The sequence below is a fragment of the Amycolatopsis sp. cg9 genome (assembly GCF_041346945.1).
GTDB lineage: Bacteria > Actinomycetota > Actinomycetes > Mycobacteriales > Pseudonocardiaceae > Amycolatopsis.
Genome location: NZ_CP166850.1, coordinates 3,298,319 through 3,316,299 on the forward strand (window position 1 = coordinate 3,298,319; position 17,981 = coordinate 3,316,299).

Consider the following 17,981-nt stretch of genomic DNA (forward strand, 5'->3'; position numbering starts at 1 on the left):
CCGCGGGACCGACCGCTAGACTCTGTGTGCATCTGCGACGGCACCGAACGGCGGCCGGGCGCGTCACAGTCCGGAAACCCGAGCCAGGGACTGTGGGATCGAAGGGGGCAGCGACCATGCCAGACGGGTATGCAGCGAGTTCGGAAGCGATGACGCGGGCGCAGATCCGCCTCGCGGACGCCGCCGACGACCCGGCGGCCGAAGCGAAGAAGGTCGCGCCGACCGAGATCGCCGCCGCCGACTTCGGCCGCGTGCACCAGGAGGGTTTCGGCAAGTACAAGTCCGGGATCGACGAGATCGGCGCGGGCATGACGGGGCTGTCGAACGCCCTCATGAACCTCGGCAGCGGGATCGGGACGGCCGGCTCCAAGTACACCGCGCAGGAAGCGAACGCCGGCGCGCAGGCGAACCAGGCCGGGGGTAACCGCTGATGGCTGAATGGGCCGAAATCAAGAAGGTCCTCGACGACCCGAACGTGTCGATGGAAGCCAAGTCCAAGCTGATGGAGGAATACAGCGAGGACACGGTCAACTTCAACGACGAAGAAGAAGAGTACGCGAAGAAGTACATCGAAAACTACTCGGACACCTGGAGCTTCAACGACGACTGGCTCCCGGGTTCGTCCTCCGACGTCGACGAGGCGCTGAAGGAAGCCCAGCAGGAAGCGGCGGCCAAGAACCAGGAGCACCAGCGCCAGACCGACGAGCGCGACCAGGCGAAGAAGAACCTGGACGGGATCGCACCGCCGACGCTCGGAGCCGGCGCGAAGAGTTCCGACGAGCAGCTCGACCAAGGCAACGTCGCGGTCGACATGCTCGCGAAGTGGACCGACGAGGTCTGGAACCAGATCAAGGGCGCCGAGAGCGAAAAGAAGAATTCCCAGACGGACCTCAAGGACAAGTTCCACGAGAACCGCGGGATCCAGTACCAGAAGTTCCTCTCCGACGCCGACGACCTGACGAAGGCGCACAAGGTCGTCGAAGACGCGCTCGGCAAGAGCGACACCGAGCTCCAGACCCTCTTCGGGGAGTGGAAGGGCAAGGGCGCCAACGCGGCGGAGATCAAGTACGACGAGACGATCAAGCCGCACGCCAAAGAGCTTTCGCAGCAGATCGACGGCGCGGCGAAGCTGATCCCGCAGACCGTGACGCACGTCTACGACGCCGTCAAGAAGAAGGTCGACGAGGTCCTGCAGCTGCACCGCCCGGTGATCGCCGAGGCCGACATCCCGATGGCGAAGGACGTCCTCAAGATCGCCAACGGGGAAACCGAAGAATTCGACGACTTCATGAAGGTCGCCGGCTGGATCGACTCGGTCAACGCGAAGAACAACAACCCGTCGAACCTCGCCGAGCGCCTGCAGAACGACGACGGCTGCTTCAACGACGAGAACATCACATACGGCCGCCAGGTCACCCGCTACTGGCGCGACGGTGCTTTCTCGAAGGAGTACAAGGGCCTGATCAACGCCTTCGAGGGCTCCTGCAAGACCGCCAAGGAAACCATCGACCAGCAGTTCGGCGCGCTCGCGCGGTACATGGACGGCTACCGCAACCAGCTGACCGAGGCGAAGAACGAGGGCAAGCCCGACGACGGCGGCGGCGACAAGGGTGGCAACACCGGTGGCGGCGACAAGGGCGGCAACACCGGCGGTGGCACGGGCGGCGGGACCGGCGGGGGCACCGGTGGCGGCACCGGCGGTGGCGGCACGACGCCGTCGGCGACCGAGCCGCCGAAGACCGAGGACCCCGCGAAGCCGGAGGAGGGCAAGAACCCGATCACCGGCAAGCCCCTCGAAGTCGACCCGGCGACCGGCGAGCCGTACCCGATCGACCCGAAGACCGGCGAAGCCATCAAGGACATGGACGACACGGACACGGTGTCGGTCAAGAAGGGCGACAACACGATCGAGATGTCCGAGCCCGACAAGGAGGGCAAGCAGGACATCTCCGTGGACGACGGCCACGGCAACAAGAAGGACTACCACCTCGACTGGGGTGACGACGACAAGGCCGAAGCCGGCAAGGACGGCGCCAAGGCCGACGGCAGCTTCGGCCCGCAGGGCAGCCAGCAGGCGGTCAAGGAGGGGCAGCCCTCGGCTGACGGCAGCTACAAGCCCGGCCCGGACGGCAAGATCCACATCCAGGACGGCAACCTCAAGATCACGGCCGAGCGGCCGGAGGGCCCCGACGGCCCGACGATCGTGACCGTCGACGACGGCAAGGGCGAGCCGACCACCTACACGCTGGACGAGAAGGACGACCCCAAGGCGGACGACCTCAAGGCGGACGGCAAGACCGACCCGGCGGGCTCGGACGTCAAGCACGACCCGAAGGCCGAGTCCCCGCTGACGAAGGACCCGGCGCCGCCCAACCCGGACCCGGGCTTCACGCGCAGCGAAGCGGCCGGTGGCGGGGCGAGCGGGTTCAGCGCCCCGGGCGGTGTCGACGTCAGCGGTGACTTCGGCGGCGGCAGCAGCGTCGGGGCCGAGCCCGCCGTGGCGACGGCCGACGCGGGCGCGGGTGCCGGCGGCGACGCGACGACGACGGCCGGGGCGAGCGACTTCGGCTCCGCCGTCACCGGCGGCGGGGCGACGGCGGACTTCGCCGGCGCGGTCTCGCTCGACCCGGGCGCCCAGACGGGCAGCGACGCGTCGATGCCGATGTCCGACGGCGGCGGGCTGGGCGCGACCCCGGTCGACGCCGGCGCGCACCAGGCCGCGGCGAGCAGCTCGTCCGGCATGAGCGGGATGAGCGGCATGGGCGGGATGATGGGCGGCATGGGCGGTGCCCCGGGCGGCGGTGGCGGCGGCGACCAGCAGCGCGGGCCCAGCCAGTACCGCATCGAGGGTGGCGTGTTCGAAACGAGCGGCGCGAAGGGCCGGATCAGCGGCTCGCTCGACGACGAGGGTGACCGTTCGATCCGGTACGACCGGTGACGAGGGCTGAGGAGGGCCGATGAGCAGCGCCGAAGACCGGTATCGCGCGGCGATCTCGACGATGGAGGCCGCGGCGCGGGAGCAGGACGAGCAGCGGGGGCTGCGCGAACGCCGGGTCGCCGAGGCCACCGCGGAGGCGCGCGAAGGGCTGCAGCGGGAGATGGGTGCCGCGCAGAAGTACGCCGAGCACATGGACGAGCTCAACAAGCGCAAGCAGAGCGCGGGCGGCTGGGCGACGGAGAAGACGCTGGCCGACAAGTCCCGCGAGTCGCTGATGGAGTTCGGCGTCCAGGACGAAGAGGCGGACACGGGCTACACGGCGTACCCGACGCCGAGCTACGGGACGCCGGCGCCCGCCCCGGCCGCGGTCGCCCCGCGTCCCGAGCCGGTACCGGAACCCGCGGCACCGGAGCCGCCCCGGCGGGGCAGGCACGCCCGGCAGCCGGACGACGAAGACGATTTCTCCAGCACCAGCTGGCTGGTGTGAGAAAGGGCCCGGCTCCGGCCGGGCCCTTTCCGCGTCAGTGCGCGGGTTCTTCCTCGCGCTCGATGGGGGCGCGCTTGACGTCCGCTTCGAGCAGCGGCCGGTACTTGTCGGTGCCGGTCAGGTGCGTCAGGAAGAAGGCGGTGAACAGCGCGCGGACCAGCTGCTGCGTCCCGCGGTGCGGCTTGCCGTGCATGATCAGCTGCGACCAGTGCCTGCCCTCGGTGACGCCCAGGTGCGACGCCTTGCCGAGCAGCCGCAGCTGGACGTCGTCGCCACCCCAGCCGTTCGCGATGGCTTCGGCGTGCCCGACGGCGGGCGCGACCAGGTCCCCGTCCGCGGCGAGGTGCATCCCGGGCACGGTGATGGCCTGAGCGGCCTCGTGCGCCGGCGGCAGCGTCTGGGCGGCGGTGATGGTGGCGACCGCGCGGATCCGCGGGTGCTCGGCCTGGGCGTCCTGCGCCGCGGCGAGCACGGCGGAGCCACCCCCGGTCGAGTGCCCGGCGAGCCCGAGCTTGGCGGGATCGACGCTGATGCCGTCCGGCCCGAGCCGCACGGTGGTGACGACGTCGAGGGTGGTCAGCAGATCGGCGGCGAGCAACCGGTGCGACGGCAGCGGCCCCCGTTGCGTGGCCGGCGCGGCGGCGACGATGCCCCAGCTGGCGAGGTGCCGCAGCAACTGCCGGTACCGATCGGGCGGCTGCAGCCACCCGTGCCCGAAGGCGACGGCGGGGAGACCGAGACCGGCGCGGGGGGTGAACACCACACCGGGCAGTCCGACCAGGGCGAGGTTGCCCCGCAGGACCTCGTGCGGACCCGGGTGCGTCAACTCCGCGAGCAGCTGCTTGGGCTTGCTGGCCATGGCCGAACCCTACTGTGCCCGGTCGCGAGTGGCGCGCCGCCGCCCCGGCAAGCCTCGGGAACGCCGCCGCCCGCTTCGCCCACCTCAAGCGCCCCAATGTGGCGTTCGGTGCGTCCAGCGCACCCAATGTGGCGTTCGGTGCGTCCAGCGCAACCAACGCCACATTGGGGCGCTCGCCCCGGCCGTGCGGCACCCGAGTGGGTGACCTCGCATTGGTCCGGACCACGGGTAAGCCAATCCGTGCAGGTCAAGAGGCCTTTCCGGACCCAGTCAGCCCGCTGAATGTCCCTCGTTAGGCTGGTGCGCGTGTGTGGAATCGTGGGATATGTCGGGCACCGCCCGGCTCTGGACGTCGTCCTCGGCGGGCTCCGGCGCATGGAGTACCGCGGTTACGACTCGGCCGGGGTCGCGGTCCTCGACGGGGCCGGTGCGCTGACCGTCGAGCGCAAGGCGGGCCGGCTGGCGAACCTGGAAGCCGAGCTCGACAAGGTCGGGCGGGACGCTTTCGCCGGGACCGCCGGCATGGGGCACACCCGCTGGGCCACCCACGGCGCGCCCGTCGACCGCAACTCGCACCCGCACCGGGACGCCTCGCAGCGCGTCGCCGTCGTGCACAACGGCATCATCGAGAACTTCGCCGCCCTCCGGGCCGAGCTCGAAGCCGTCGGGGTCGAGATGACCAGTGACACCGACAGCGAAACCGCCGCGCACCTCGTCGCCCGCGCCTACGCCGACGGGGACACCCAGGGTGACCTCGCCGCCAGCGTCGCCGCCGTCTGCCGCCGGCTGGAAGGCGCCTTCACGCTGGTCGTGACGCACGCCGACGAGCCCGACACGATCGTGGCCGCGCGGCGGTCGTCGCCGCTGGTCGTCGGGGTCGGGGACGGGGAGCACTTCGTGGCTTCCGACGTCGCCGCCTTCATCGAGCACACCCGCGAGGCCGTCGAGCTCGGGCAGGACCAGCTCGTCGTCATCACGCGCGAGGGCTACGACGTCCGGGACTTCCACGGCGACGCCGCCCAGGCCAAGCCGTTCACCGTGGACTGGGACCTGTCCGCCGCCGAGAAGGGCGGCCACGAGTACTTCATGCTCAAGGAGATCGAGGAACAGCCCGAAGCGCTGGCCAACACGCTGCGCGGGCACTTCGAGTCCGGCCGGATCATCCTCGACGAGCAGCGCATCTCCGACCAGGACCTCCGCGACGTCGACAAGGTCTTCGTCGTCGCCTGCGGGTCGGCCTACCACTCCGGCCTGGTCGCGAAGTACGCCATCGAACACTGGACGCGGCTGCCGGTCGAGGTCGAGCTGGCGTCCGAGTTCCGCTACCGCGACCCGGTCCTCGACCGCGACACGCTGGTCGTCGCCGTGTCCCAGTCCGGCGAAACGGCGGACACGCTCGAAGCCGTCCGGCACGCGCGGGAGCAGAAGGCGCGCGTCCTCGCCGTCTGCAACACCAACGGCGCGCAGATCCCGCGCGAGTCCGACGCCGTGCTCTACACCCACGCCGGGCCCGAGATCGGCGTCGCGTCGACCAAGGCGTTCCTCGCCCAGATCGCGGCGAACTACCTCGTCGGCCTGGCGCTCGCGCAGGCCCGCGGCACGAAGTACCCGGACGAGGTCGCGCGCGAGTTCGCCGAGCTCGAGGCCATGCCCGCGGCCGTCCAGAAGGTACTGTCCACTGTGGACCAGGTGCGCGACCTCGGCCGCCGGATCGCCGACTCCAAGGCGGTGCTGTTCCTCGGCCGCCACGTCGGGTTCCCGGTCGCCCTCGAAGGTGCGCTCAAGCTCAAGGAACTCGCGTACATGCACGCCGAGGGCTTCGCGGCCGGCGAGCTCAAGCACGGCCCGATCGCGCTGATCGAGGACGGCCTCCCGGTCGTCGTCGTGATGCCGTCGCCCAAGGGCCGCGCGGTGCTGCACTCGAAGCTCGTGTCGAACATCAGCGAGATCCAGGCCCGCGGCGCCCGCACGATCGTGATCGCCGAAGAGGGCGACGAGACCGTCCGGCCCTTCGCCGACGAGCTCATCGAGGTCCCCGCGGTGCCGACGCTGCTGCAGCCGCTGGTGTCCACGGTGCCGCTGCAGGTGCTGGCCGCGGAGATCGCCCGCACCCGCGGGTACGACGTCGACAAGCCGCGTAACCTGGCGAAGTCCGTCACAGTCGAGTAATCGCGGGAGGCCCCGCCGTGCAGGGAATCTGGACCACGGAACGGATTCGCGAGGCGGAGGGGCGGGCGTTCGCCGTCACGCCGGAAGGCGAGCTGATGCGGCGGGCGTCGTTCGGCTTGGCGGTGCAGGTCGCCGACCTGCTCGAAGACCACACCGGCGGTGTCTCCGGACGCCGGGCCGTGCTCCTGGTCGGCTCGGGGGACAACGGCGGCGACGCGCTCTGGGCGGGCGCCTTCCTGCGCCGCCGCGGAGTCGCCGTCACGGCCGTCCTGCTCAAGCCCGAGAAGGCGCACACCAAAGGACTCGACGCGCTCAAGCGCGCCGGCGGCCGGGTGGTGCCCGCCGCGGACGGTCCACAGTGGATCGCCAAGGCCGACGTCGTCGTGGACGGCATCATCGGGATCTCGGGCAAGGGCTCGCTGCGCCCGGACGCGGCCCGCCTGGTGGCGCTGGTCGAGGCGCCGATCGTCGCGGTCGACCTGCCCAGCGGCGTCGACCCGGACACCGGCGCGGTCGACGGCCCCGCGGTGAAGGCGGCCCGCACGGTGACGTTCGGCGCGCTCAAGCCGGTGCACGCGCTCGCGCCCGCCCAGTGCGGCGAGGTCGTGCTCGTCGACATCGGCCTCGAGCTGGCCGACCCCGACCTGCGGCGGCTCGACATCGTGGACGTCGCCGCCGCGTGGCCGGTGCCCGGCCCGGAGGACGACAAGTACAGCCAGGGGGTCGTCGGCGTCGCGGCGGGCTCGGCGACGTACCCGGGTGCGGCGGTGCTGACCGCGGGCGCGGCGGTGCGCGCGACGGCCGGCATGGTCCGGTACGCGGGGCACGCGGCTGACGTCGTCCGGGCGCGGTGGCCGGAGGTCATCGCGACCGGCACGGTCGCGGACGCCGGGCGGGTCCAGGCGTGGGCGGTCGGCCCGGGCATCGGCACCGGCTCGGAGGGCCGCGACGTGCTGCGGTACGTCCTCGGCCAGGGCCTGCCGGTCTGCGCGGACGCGGACGCGACGACGATCATCGCGAAGTCGCCGGACGTCCTCGACGCCCGCGACCCGGACACGCCGCTGATGCTGACCCCGCACGCGGGCGAGTACGAACGCCTGATGGGCCGCAAGCCGGGCGCCGACCGCGTGACGGCCGCGCGTGAAGCGGCGAAGAAGTACGACGCGGTGGTGCTGCTCAAGGGGCACGTGACGGTGGTGGCGGCTCCGGACGGCCGTGCGGCGGTCAACACCCCGCGCGGCGCCTGGCTGGCGACGCCGGGCTCGGGTGACGTCCTGTCCGGCCTGATCGGCGCCCTGCTGGCGGCGGGCCTCGAACCGTGGCTGGCCGCGGCCGCCGCGGCGCACGTCCACTCGCTGGCGGGCGCGATCGCCGCCCAGAACGCCCCGACGTCGTCGTCCGCGCTGGTCCACGCGATCCCGGAGACCCTGCGGTCGATCCGCTCCCTCACCACCTGACCCGCACTTTCACGTGAAAGTGAACCGGAGTGAGCACTCCGGGTCACTTTCACGTGAAAGTGCCGGCGTGGGGGCTTGAGAAGAGTTATCGAGTTCTCTGTTAACTCCGGGCGGCAAATCTGGTAAGAATGCCGTGTGAGCGGCGGCACAGCACCCGGAGACCGGAAGACCCGGCCGTCCGACGCTGCCGTCGAGCAGCGGCGGCAGGAGATCCTCGACCACGTCATCGAGCAGGGCGAAGTGCGGATCGACGATCTGACCGCGCGCTTCAAGGTCAGCCTCATGACCATGCACCGCGACCTCGACGACCTGGCCGAACGCCGGCTCCTGCGCAAGCTCCGCGGCAAGGTCGAGGCCTACCCGGCGCTCACCATCGAGTCCGCCGCCCGCTTCGGCGACACCCTCCACCACGGCGAGAAGGACGCTCTCGGCGAGGCCGCCGCGAAGCACGTCCACCCCGGCCAGACCGTCTTCGTCGACGACTCGACCACCCTCCTCCCGCTGGTCAAGCGGCTCGCGGAGATCGACGGCCTCACCGTCGTCACCAACTCCCTGCGGGCCGCGCGGGTGCTCGGCGACGGCGGAGCCGACGTGGTGCTCGCCGGTGGCCGCTACTCCCGCGAGTACGACTCCTGCGCCGGCCCCGAGGTGCTCGACCTGCTCGACTCGATCCGCGCCGACGTCTCCTTCGTCTCGGTCACCGCGGTCGCCGTCGGGCGGCTCTTCCACCCGGACCGCGACTACGCCGAGCTCAAGAAGGCGGCGCTCAAGGTCGCGAACCACAACGTCCTGGTCGTCGACCACTCGAAGTTCGGCCGCACGGCCACCTACGCCCACGGCGACGTCGGCGACTACGACCTGCTGATCACCGGCGAAGCCACGCCGACCGAGGAGATCGAGGCCGCGCTCAACGCGGGCACCGCGATCGAGATCGTCGAACACGTCGCAGAGGGGCAGCCCTATGACAGCTGAGCTGGTCGCCGGCATCGACTCGTCCACGCAGTCGACCAAGGTCGTCGTGTGCGACGCCGAAACCGGGGAGATCGTCCGCACCGGCCGCGCGCCGCACCCCGAAGGCACCGAGGTCGACCCCGCCGCCTGGTGGGACGCCTTCCAAGAGGCCACGAAGGGTCTGCTCGACGACGTCAGGGCCATCGGCGTCGGCGGTCAGCAGCACGGGATGGTCGCCCTCGACGAGGACGGCGAGGTGGTCCGGCCCGCGCTGCTGTGGAACGACACGCGCTCCGCGCAGTCGGCGCTCGACCTCATCGAGGAGCTCGGCGGGCCGTCGGTCTGGGCGAAGTCCGTCGGCTCGGTGCCGGTCGCCAGCTTCACCGTGACGAAGCTGCGCTGGCTGGCCGACCACGAGCCGGAGCTGGCCGACCGCGTCACGCGCGTGCTGCTCCCGCACGACTGGCTGACCTGGAAGCTCACCGGCGGCGACCCGGTCACCGACCGCGGCGACGCGTCGGGCACCGGCTACTTCTCGCCGTCCGACAACGCCTACCGCCTCGACGTCCTGAGCCACGCCTTCGGCGGCCGGACGCCGGAGCTGCCGGCCGTGCTCGGCCCGGCCCAGGCCGCCGGCCACACCGACGGCGGCGTGCTCGTCTCGGCCGGCACCGGCGACAACATGGCCGCCGCGCTCGGGCTCGAACTGCAGCCGGGCGACGTCGTCGTTTCGCTCGGCACCAGCGGCACGGTGTTCGGCGTCGCCGAGACCGGCGCGGCCGACGCCACCGGCGAGGTCGCCGGGTTCGCCGACGCCACCGGCCGGTTCCTGCCGCTGGCCTGCACTCTCAACGCCGCCCGCGTCCTCACCGCGACGGCGTCGATGCTCGGCGCGACGCTGAGCGAGTTCGACCGGCTCGCGCTGGCCGGCGAGCCCGGCGCCGAGGGCCTCACGTTCCTGCCGTACCTGGACGGCGAGCGCACGCCGAACCTGCCGGACGCCACCGGCTCGCTGACCGGACTGACCCGGGCCAACATGACCCCGCAGAACCTCGCGCGCAGCGCCGTCGAGGGCATGCTCTGCGGCCTCGCCGCCGGGCTCGACGCGGTCCGCGCGCACGGCCTCGACGTCCGCCGCGTGCTGCTGATCGGCGGGGGCGCGCAGTCGGCCGCCGTCCGCGCGGTCGCGCCGCTCGTGTTCGGCGTGCCGGTGCAGCTGCCCGAAGTCGCCGAGTACGTCGCCATCGGCGCGGCGCGGCAGGCGGCGTGGGCGCTGGCCGCCGGTGCGGAACCGCCGTCCTGGCAGCGGAACCAGAAACTTCGGCTCGAGCTGGACGAGCCGACCGAGGCGCAGCGCGCCGAGGGCCACCGGATCCAGCAGCGCCACCTCGAAGCCCGCGAAGCGGCGTACGGGGTCCGGCGGAATCTCGGAGAGGACTGACCGATGGCTTCCATCACCTACGACAAGGCGACGCGGCGTTACGCCGGTTCGGAGCGCCCCGCGGTCGACGCGCTGGACCTGGAGATCGCCGATGGCGAGTTCCTGGTGCTGGTCGGCCCGTCCGGCTGCGGCAAGTCGACCAGCCTGCGCATGCTCGCCGGCCTCGAGGACATCGACGACGGCGCGGTCTGGATCGGCGACCGCGACGTCACGCAGCTGCCGCCGCGCTCGCGCGACATCGCGATGGTGTTCCAGAACTACGCGCTGTACCCGCACATGACGGTCGCGCAGAACATGGGCTTCGCGCTGAAGATCGCCGGCCGCCCCGCGTCCGAGATCAAGCAGAAGGTCCTTGAGGCCGCGAAGCTGCTGGACATCGAGCAGTACCTCGACCGCAAGCCGAAGGCGCTCTCCGGCGGTCAGCGCCAGCGCGTCGCGATGGGCCGCGCGATCGTCCGCGAGCCGCAGGTCTTCCTGATGGACGAGCCGCTGTCGAACCTCGACGCGAAGCTGCGCGTGTCGACGCGTACGCAGATCGCCGCGCTCCAGCGCCGCCTCGGCGTCACGACGGTGTACGTCACGCACGACCAGGTCGAGGCCATGACGATGGGTGACCGCGTCGCGGTGCTGTCGGACGGCCTGCTGCAGCAGTGCGACACCCCGCGTGCGCTGTACGACCGGCCCGCAAACGCTTTCGTCGCCGGGTTCATCGGCTCTCCGGCGATGAACCTCGCCACCGCGAAGCTCACCGCCGACGGCGCCGAGGTGGGTGGCGCGCGCGTGCCGCTGACCCGCGAGACGATCGCCGCGGCCGACGGCGACACCGTGACCCTGGGCTTCCGCCCCGAGGCCCTCGAGGTCGTGACGAACGAGGACGGCGCCCTGCCGATCAAGGTGGACCTGGTCGAGGAGCTCGGCTCGGACGCGTTCGTCTACGGCAAGCTCGCCCAGACCGACGCCGACGACACCCGGCCCAACGTCGTCGTCCGGGTCGACCCGCGCACGCCGCCGGCCATGGGCGACACGCTCCACCTGCGGATCCGCCCCGACGAGCTGCACGTGTTCTCCGCCACGTCCGGGCTGCGCCTGCCCTGACCTCGGGTCATGGGAAACTGGAGGGCGTCATGACCTCCAGTTTTTTCCATGAACACAGCCCCCGCGCCCAGGTCGACATCGACCTCGACGCGATCCGCCACAACCTCACCCTGCTGGGCGCCCGCGCGCCCGGCGCCGAGGTGATGGCCGTGGTGAAGGCCGACGCCTACGGCCACGGCGCGCTGCCGGTGGCGCGCGCCGCGGTCGAGGCCGGCGCGAGCTGGCTCGGCACCTGCTCGCTCGGCGAAGCCCTCGCCCTGCGCGAAGCCGGGATCACGACCCGGCTGTTCAGCTGGCTGGACACCCCCGACGTCGACTTCGCGCCGGGCATCGAGGCCGGCATCGACCTCGCCGCCAGCTCGCTGGGTGAGCTACGCCGCATCGCGGCCGCCACGCCAGTGGGTACCCGGGCCCGTGTGCACCTCAAGATCGACACCGGGCTCTCGCGCAACGGCTGCCCGCCCGCCGCGTGGGCCGAGCTGGTCGAAGCGGCGGCCGCCGAACCGCGGGTCGACGTCGTCGCGATCTGGTCCCACCTCGCGTGCGCGGACGAACCCGAGCACCCCTCGATCGACATGCAGGCCAAGCGGTTCGCCGAGGCCTACGACGCCGCCCGCGCCGCCGGCCTGGACCCGAAGCGGCACCTGGCGAACTCCGCGGCCCTGCTCACCCGGCCCGACCTGCACTTCGACGTCGTCCGGCCGGGCATCGCGATGTACGGGCTCAACCCCGTGCCGCAGGCCGAAGACCTGCGCCCGGCCATGACGTTCCGGTCCGCGGTCGCGCTGGTCAAGCGCGTCGAAGCCGGCGAATCGGTGTCCTACGGGCACACCTGGACCACGCCGCGCGACACGAACCTCGCGCTCGTCCCGGCCGGGTACGCCGACGGCGTCCCGCGGTCGCTGTCCGGGCGGATGGACGTACTCCTCGGCGGGCGGCGACGGCCGGTGGCCGGACGCGTCTGCATGGACCAGCTGGTCGTCGACTGCGGTGACGACGAGCCGTCCGTCGGCGACGAGGTCGTCCTGTTCGGCCAGGGGGCGCACGGCGAGCCGACCGCCCGCGAATGGGCCGACAAGCTGGGCACCATCGACTACGAGATCGTCACCTCGATGTACCGCCCGCGGGTCCGGCGCCGGTATCTGGGGGAGCGCTCGTGACACCTTCACGTCGACTGCTGGCCATCGCCGGCGGGGTCGGGGCCGTGGCCACGGGGACCGCCGCCGCCGCTATCGCCGTCGCCGCGCAGCAGCGGCGGCACAGTGAGGATCCGTACGTGGACGAGCCGCTGGGGGAGCTGAAGCCGGACCGCACGTCCACGGTCGCGGCCGAGGACGGTACGCCGCTTTCGGTCGAGGAGATCGACCCGGGGGACGGCGGAAAGCCCGAACTGACGGTCGTGGGGGTGCACGGCTTCGCGCTTTCGAAGCGGTGCTGGCACTTCCAGCGTCGCGACCTCGAGTCGCTTCGGCTGCCTCGCGTGCGCCAGGTGTACTACGACCACCGCGGCCACGGCCTGTCCGGCGCGGCGTCGGCGGAGAACTCGACGATCGAGCAGCTGGCGCGCGACCTCGACGTCGTGCTGCGGTCCGTGGTCCCGGACGGGCCCATCGTGCTGATGGGGCACTCGATGGGCGGCATGGTGATCATGGAGCTGGCCGCCGAGTTCCCCGAGATCTTCGAAGACCGCGTCGAGGGCGTCGCGTTCATCGCGACCGCGGCGGGCGAAGTGGGCGCACGCGGGTTGCCGCGCTCGCTGCTCTCGAAGTACAACCCGCTGACGCGCGCCGCCGGTGGTCTCGCCGGCTGGCAGCCGGGACTGGTGGAGTTCGTCCGCGCCGCGGGCGGGCAGCTGACGCGGCAGGCCGTGCGCCGGCTGGCGTTCGGCAGCCGCGACGTCGCGCCGCGGCTCGTCGACTTCATGCTCGAGATGCTCGAGGTGACGCCGGTGCGCGGGCTCGTCAACTTCGTCGACACGCTCGGCAGCCACAACCGGTACGCGGCGCTCGCCGGGCTGAAGCACGCGGAAGTGCTGGTCATCGGCGGCGACTCGGACCGGTTCACGCCGTTCGCGCACGCCGAGCGGATCGCGGCCGAGCTGCCCGACGCGGAGCTGGTGCGCGTCCGCGGCGCCGGCCACATGGTCCAGCTCGAACAGCCCGAGCTGGTCAACAGTCATCTGATCGATCTCCTGCAACGCTGTTCCGGTGCGGACGGCGAAAACTCGTCCCGGCGAACCTGGTGGTGGCAGCGTTGAGCATGGTGTTTCCCACGCCCGAAGAGACCATGGACTTCGGGCGCGCGCTCGGCCGGGCGCTGCGCGCGGGCGACCTCGTGCTGCTCGCGGGTCCGCTCGGCGCGGGCAAGACGACGCTGACCCGCGGCATCGCCGACGGCCTCGGCGTCGGCGGCCGGGTGAGCTCACCGACGTTCGTGCTGGCCCGCGTGCATCCGGCGGGCGCTTCGGGCGTGCCCTTGGTGCACGTGGACGCGTACCGCCTCGGCGGCGACCTCTCCCAGCTCGACGACCTGGACCTGGACACGGACCTGGAGCGCTCGGCGATCGTGGTCGAGTGGGGCGAGGGCTCGGCGGAACGGCTTTCCGACGACTACCTGGTCGTCCGGCTGGACCGGCGCGAGGACGACGTCCGCGAGATCACCCTCGAGCCGCACGGCACGTGGACCGAGCGGGTCCCGGAGCTGGTGCGGGCGTAAGTCCACACCAGCTCCGGGACTGCCGTCGGCTGCTCAGCCGCCGTTGGACGGCTGGTAGGCCGGTGCCCGGAACGCCCTGGTGCCGGCGCCCGCGATCTTGTCGACCGCGCGCAGGAACTTCGGCCCCATCTTCGCGCCGGCCTGCCGGACCGGGTGCGTGGCCCCGAAGTCCTCCGGGTTCGCTTGGCCGTGCGCGAACATCGAGTAGATCACCACCGGCTTGCCCGCGGCGTCGAACATGATCCCCGCCTCGTTGCGGCCGTCGTTCAGCCAGCCCGCCTTCGTGGCGATCCTCGCCCGATCGGCGGACGACATCTCACGGCGGATGCCGTCGGTGAACGCCACCTGCGACCGCAGGATGGACAGGAGGTAATCCGTCGACGCCGGGCTCAGCAAGGTGCCCGCGACCAGCGCCTTCAGCAGGTCGTGGGTCTCGCGCGGAGTGGTCTGGCCGAGGAAGTAGCGGTTCGGGTTGGCCACCGGCGTGACCTGGGTCTTGGGGAAGCCCTTGGTCACCAGGATCTGGTTGATCTCGGCCGCCGGAACCACGAGCCCCACCAGCCGGACGCACGTGTCGTCCGAAACAGTGAGGAACAGCGACAGGACGTGGCCCAGCGTGAAAGCGCTCGGGTACGCCTTGTCCAGGATGATGATGCCGTCACCACCCGGCACGACGATGCTCTCGGGCACCTGGACCTGCTGGTCCAGCGTAAGCAGGCCACGGTCGATCTTGTCCATCAAGGTGACCGCGACGGCCACCTTGTTGACGCTGTACGCCTCGACGATCTCGTCGGACGCCACGTCGACGGCCACCTGGTCGGCCACGCTGATGTAGGAGTTCCAGATGCCGCCCGCTTCAGCGGCCGCGTCGTCGTAGACGCGCTTCACCTTCTGCCTGGCCCGGTCCGGTGTGGCCGGGCTGGCCTCGATGTCTGCTTCCTGCGCGAACGCGGGAGAGCCGGTCAGAACGCTTCCAGCGACGACAGCGGTCCCCAAACCGAACGCCGCTCGCCTGTTGAGTCGATACCCCATCGCAAGATCCAACCACGGATGGACCCGCCGGCGGGCCTGGTCGGACGTCGATCATCGAGCCGGACTCACGACCGCTCGTGCCACGCCCAGGTCCACCAGGTCCTGGGGGCGCAGGTGCAGCCGGTTCGCGATGTCCGGCACCTCCGCCGCCGGCCGTTTGAGGATCGCCGCCGCGGCTTCCGGGGACGTCACCGAGAAGTACGCGTCCGGCGTCACCCACGTCGACTCCGCCGCGGCGAACGCCAGAGCGCCGCCCGAGCCGCCTTCGCCGATCACCAGCGTCGTCACCGGGATCGAGGCCGTCGCGACCGCCTCGAACATCGCCGCGATCGCCGCGCCCGCGCCCGCTTGCTCGGCGGCCGCGTCGTTGGCCGCGCCCGGGGTGTCGACCAGCGTCAGCACCGGGAAACCCAGCCGGGACGCCAGTCGCACCAGCCGCGCGGCCGTGCGGAAGCCCGCCGGGGACGTCGGTGTGCCGCACTGGGCCGCGTACGCGATCGTCCGGCCGTCGCGCCAGCCGAAGCCGCACGCCACGCCCGGGTCGACGCCGCCCGCGCGGTCGCCGCTGATGTCCTCCCGCCAGTCGAAGTACGCGTCCAGGTACTCCGCGGCCCGGGCTCGCGAAGGTGACCGCGCTGCCTGAACCGCTTCCCAGCCCGTCGAAGGCAGCGAAGCGGCCCGAAGCGCGGAAGGTGGCGGAGCGGCCGCCGACGAACGCGCGGTCAGCAGCCGCAGCCACCGTTCCAGCGTCGCGCCGAGTTCGTCCGGGGTGACGACGGCGTCGGCCTGACCCCACTCGAGCTTCGCCTCCGCGGTGTACGCCTCCGGAGCTTCCGGCGGCCGCACCCGCGAGCCCGCGAACCCGACCTGCGCTTCCGGCAGGGCGAGCACGACGTCGGCGCCCGCGCCGAGGGTCGCCCAGCCGCCGCCGGTCGTCGGGTCGCGCAGCACCGAGATCTGCGGGATGCCCGCCGCGCGGGTCAGCGCCGCCGCCCGCGCCACGCGCTGCAGCTGCATCAGCGCCCGCATGCCCTGCTGCATCCGGCTGCCGCCGGTCGCGATCAGCGAAACCACCGGCAGCCGCGCGTCGCGGGCGTGCGCGAACGCCGCCTCGATCCGGTCGCCGGTGCGCTGCCCGAGCGACCCGCCGAGGAACCCGAACTCGAACGCGATCAGCACCGCCTCGACGTCGCCGATCTTCGCCGTCCCGCAGACGACCGACTCCTTCTCGCCGGTGCGCGTCTCCGCCGCGGAGCGGGCTTCGCGGTAACCCGGCCAGCCGATCGGCCCGTCGGCCGGCTCGTCGCGCAGCGGCGTCGGGAACTCCGTGAAGCCGTTCGCGATCGCGCCGACGACTTCGCGTGCCGGCAGCCTAGACACCGAGCGCCCGCTTCATGACCTTGCCCATGTCGTTGCGCGGCAACGCTTCCAGGTACCGGACGACCCGCGGGCGCTTGTGCGGCGCGAGCAGCTTCGCGACGTGGTCGGCCAGCTCGTGGGCCGGAGGCGGCGGGCCGTCGGGCACGATCCACGCGACGATCCGCTCGCCGAGGTCGTCGTCCGGCTCGCCGGTGACGGCGGCTTCGGCGACCCCGGGGTGTTCGAGCAGCGCGTTCTCGATCTCGCCCGCGCCGATCTTGTAGCCACCGCTCTTGATCAGGTCGGTCGCCTTGCGCCCGACGATCTTGACGTAGCCGTCGGCGTCGCGCGTCGCCATGTCGCCGGTGCGGAACCAGCCGTCGTCGAAGGCGGCCGCGGTGGCGTCCGGGCGGTTGAGGTACTCGGTGAACAGGTTCGGCCCGCGCACCTGGATCTCGCCGACGGTCTCGAGGTCGTCGACCACCTCGCCGGCGTCGCCGACCAGCCGCAGGTCGACCCCGCCCAGCGGGACGCCGACCGTGCCGGGCTTGCGCTCGCCGCCGGCGCGGACGCTCGTGTTCATCAGGGTTTCGGTCATCCCGTAGCGCTCGACGACCTGCTGGCCGGTCGCCGCGGCGATCCGCTGGTGGTCGTGCACCGGCAGGGCCGCCGACCCGGACACGAGCAGCCGCGCCCCCTTGAGCGCGTCCGCCAGCGCGGCGTCCGCGCCGACCTCGCCCGCGATGCGGTGGTACATCGTCGGGACGCCGAACAGCATGGTGGCGCCGGCCGCGAGTTCGCGCGCGACGCCTTCGGTCGAGAACCGGCCGAGGTGGCGCACCGAGCCGCCGCGCCGCAGCGGCCCGAGGATGCCGAGGATCAGGCCGTGCACGTGGAACAGCGGGAGCCCGTGCACGAGGACGTCGCCGGCCGTCCAGCCCCAGGCGTCTTCGAGGGCGTCGAGCGTGGTCGCGATCGCGCGGCGGGGGAGGACGACGCCCTTGGGCGGCCCGGTGGTCCCCGACGTGTAGACGATCAGCGCGGGTGTCTCCGGATCCGGCTCTTCGGCGTCGAGCGCTTCCCCGCCGGTCAGCGGGATGTCCCGCCGCGGCAGCCCGCCGAGCGCGGCAGGCAGCTCGGCGCCCGGTTCGGCGAGCACCAGCTGCGGTTCGCTGTCGGCCAGGATGTGCGCGAGTTCGCGCTCGCCGATCTTCGGGTTGAGCGGCACGGCGGGCACCCCGGCGAGCAGGGCGGCGACGACCGCGACGCTCGTGTGCACGGTCGGGGTCGCCCACACCGCGACCCGGCCGCGCGGCAGCTCGCGGGCGAGCCCGCCGGCGACGGCCGCGAGGTCGTCGTAGGTCAGCACGTGGTCGCCGAAGCGCAGGGCCTCCCGGCCCGAACCGGCGGCGAGGGTGGGGAACAAGGGGTCGGGCACCGCGGGGACCTCCCAGTGTCGGACTCGAACCGCACGTTAC

At 72.2% G+C, this 17,981-nt stretch carries 15 protein-coding genes; 11 read left to right on the forward strand and 4 right to left on the reverse strand.

The annotated features are described in order from the left end of the window. Nucleotides 1-149: 149 nt before the first annotated feature. Genes AB5J73_RS15880 through AB5J73_RS15890 form a run of 3 tightly spaced genes read left to right on the forward strand, consistent with a single transcriptional unit; the run spans nucleotide 150 to nucleotide 3,425 of the window. On the forward strand, nucleotides 150-431 hold the full coding sequence (locus AB5J73_RS15880) for a hypothetical protein (protein ID WP_370970441.1): 282 nt from the start codon (nucleotides 150-152) through the stop codon (nucleotides 429-431). Beyond that, complete coding sequence (locus AB5J73_RS15885) at nucleotides 431-2,938, forward strand: hypothetical protein (RefSeq protein ID WP_370970442.1); 2,508 nt, start codon at nucleotides 431-433, stop codon at nucleotides 2,936-2,938. The genes AB5J73_RS15880 and AB5J73_RS15885 overlap by 1 nt, the downstream gene beginning before the upstream one ends. A 19-nt stretch (nucleotides 2,939-2,957) precedes the next feature. After that, nucleotides 2,958-3,425 (forward strand): hypothetical protein, encoded by a 468-nt coding sequence (locus AB5J73_RS15890; protein WP_370970443.1) that lies wholly within the window; start codon nucleotides 2,958-2,960, stop codon nucleotides 3,423-3,425. Nucleotides 3,426-3,459: 34 nt separating this feature from the next. Here the strand turns inward: AB5J73_RS15890 and AB5J73_RS15895 are convergent, their stop codons facing one another. Beyond that, nucleotides 3,460-4,284, reverse strand: a complete 825-nt coding sequence (locus AB5J73_RS15895; RefSeq protein WP_370970444.1) for a dienelactone hydrolase family protein — start codon at nucleotides 4,282-4,284, stop codon at nucleotides 3,460-3,462. 306 nt (nucleotides 4,285-4,590) lie between these two features. On the opposite strand from AB5J73_RS15895, the gene glmS reads away from it, so the two are divergent. The 8 genes from glmS (at nucleotide 4,591) to tsaE (ending at nucleotide 14,112) form a co-directional block, all read left to right on the forward strand. Then, nucleotides 4,591-6,453 carry a glutamine--fructose-6-phosphate transaminase (isomerizing) gene (gene glmS / locus AB5J73_RS15900; RefSeq protein WP_370970445.1) on the forward strand — a complete coding sequence of 621 codons (1,863 nt, stop codon included), beginning with the start codon at nucleotides 4,591-4,593 and terminating at the stop codon, nucleotides 6,451-6,453. A gap of 17 nt (nucleotides 6,454-6,470) precedes the next feature. Next, the gene (locus AB5J73_RS15905) at nucleotides 6,471-7,910 is read left to right on the forward strand and encodes an NAD(P)H-hydrate dehydratase (RefSeq protein WP_370970446.1); all 1,440 of its coding nucleotides are present in this window, start codon (nucleotides 6,471-6,473) and stop codon (nucleotides 7,908-7,910) included. 135 nt (nucleotides 7,911-8,045) lie between these two features. Beyond that, entirely contained in the window at nucleotides 8,046-8,882 is an 837-nt protein-coding gene (locus AB5J73_RS15910) for a DeoR/GlpR family DNA-binding transcription regulator (protein ID WP_370970447.1), read from the forward strand. After that, on the forward strand, nucleotides 8,872-10,302 hold the full coding sequence (xylB, locus tag AB5J73_RS15915; RefSeq protein ID WP_370970448.1) for a xylulokinase: 1,431 nt from the start codon (nucleotides 8,872-8,874) through the stop codon (nucleotides 10,300-10,302). The genes AB5J73_RS15910 and xylB overlap by 11 nt, the downstream gene beginning before the upstream one ends. A gap of 3 nt (nucleotides 10,303-10,305) precedes the next feature. Beyond that, on the forward strand, nucleotides 10,306-11,397 hold the full coding sequence (locus AB5J73_RS15920) for an ABC transporter ATP-binding protein (RefSeq protein ID WP_370970449.1): 1,092 nt from the start codon (nucleotides 10,306-10,308) through the stop codon (nucleotides 11,395-11,397). Between the two features lie 29 nt (nucleotides 11,398-11,426). Further along, the gene (gene alr / locus AB5J73_RS15925) at nucleotides 11,427-12,557 is read left to right on the forward strand and encodes an alanine racemase (protein WP_370970450.1); all 1,131 of its coding nucleotides are present in this window, start codon (nucleotides 11,427-11,429) and stop codon (nucleotides 12,555-12,557) included. Then, nucleotides 12,554-13,654, forward strand: coding sequence for an alpha/beta fold hydrolase (locus tag AB5J73_RS15930; protein WP_370970451.1), 1,101 nt, complete (start codon nucleotides 12,554-12,556; stop codon nucleotides 13,652-13,654). The genes alr and AB5J73_RS15930 overlap by 4 nt, the downstream gene beginning before the upstream one ends. After that, nucleotides 13,651-14,112, forward strand: a complete 462-nt coding sequence (gene tsaE / locus AB5J73_RS15935) for a tRNA (adenosine(37)-N6)-threonylcarbamoyltransferase complex ATPase subunit type 1 TsaE (protein ID WP_370970452.1) — start codon at nucleotides 13,651-13,653, stop codon at nucleotides 14,110-14,112. The genes AB5J73_RS15930 and tsaE overlap by 4 nt, the downstream gene beginning before the upstream one ends. Nucleotides 14,113-14,145: 33 nt before the next feature. On the opposite strand, the gene AB5J73_RS15940 is transcribed toward tsaE, so the two are convergent. From AB5J73_RS15940 to AB5J73_RS15950, 3 genes are all read right to left on the reverse strand, one after another. Further along, nucleotides 14,146-15,108: a serine hydrolase gene (locus tag AB5J73_RS15940; protein ID WP_370973170.1), complete on the reverse strand. Its 963-nt coding sequence runs from the start codon at nucleotides 15,106-15,108 to the stop codon at nucleotides 14,146-14,148. Between the two features lie 87 nt (nucleotides 15,109-15,195). Next, nucleotides 15,196-16,524 carry a carboxyl transferase domain-containing protein gene (locus AB5J73_RS15945; RefSeq protein ID WP_370970453.1) on the reverse strand — a complete coding sequence of 443 codons (1,329 nt, stop codon included), beginning with the start codon at nucleotides 16,522-16,524 and terminating at the stop codon, nucleotides 15,196-15,198. Next, complete coding sequence (locus tag AB5J73_RS15950; RefSeq protein ID WP_370970454.1) at nucleotides 16,517-17,941, reverse strand: acyl-CoA synthetase; 1,425 nt, start codon at nucleotides 17,939-17,941, stop codon at nucleotides 16,517-16,519. The genes AB5J73_RS15945 and AB5J73_RS15950 overlap by 8 nt, the downstream gene beginning before the upstream one ends. Between the last annotated feature and the right edge of the window lie 40 nt (nucleotides 17,942-17,981).

Excerpts from the sequence above, each read along its gene's own strand:
- AB5J73_RS15880 (WP_370970441.1), top strand. The coding sequence starts at position 150 with ATGACGCGGGCGCAGATCCGCCTCGCGGACGCCGCCGACGACCCGGCG.
- AB5J73_RS15885 (WP_370970442.1), top strand. The coding sequence starts at position 431 with ATGGCTGAATGGGCCGAAATCAAGAAGGTCCTCGACGACCCGAACGTG.
- AB5J73_RS15890 (WP_370970443.1), top strand. The coding sequence starts at position 2,958 with ATGAGCAGCGCCGAAGACCGGTATCGCGCGGCGATCTCGACGATGGAG.
- AB5J73_RS15895 (WP_370970444.1), bottom strand. The coding sequence starts at position 4,284 with ATGGCCAGCAAGCCCAAGCAGCTGCTCGCGGAGTTGACGCACCCGGGT.
- xylB (WP_370970448.1), top strand. The coding sequence starts at position 8,872 with ATGACAGCTGAGCTGGTCGCCGGCATCGACTCGTCCACGCAGTCGACC.
- AB5J73_RS15920 (WP_370970449.1), top strand. The coding sequence starts at position 10,306 with ATGGCTTCCATCACCTACGACAAGGCGACGCGGCGTTACGCCGGTTCG.
- alr (WP_370970450.1), top strand. The coding sequence starts at position 11,427 with ATGACCTCCAGTTTTTTCCATGAACACAGCCCCCGCGCCCAGGTCGAC.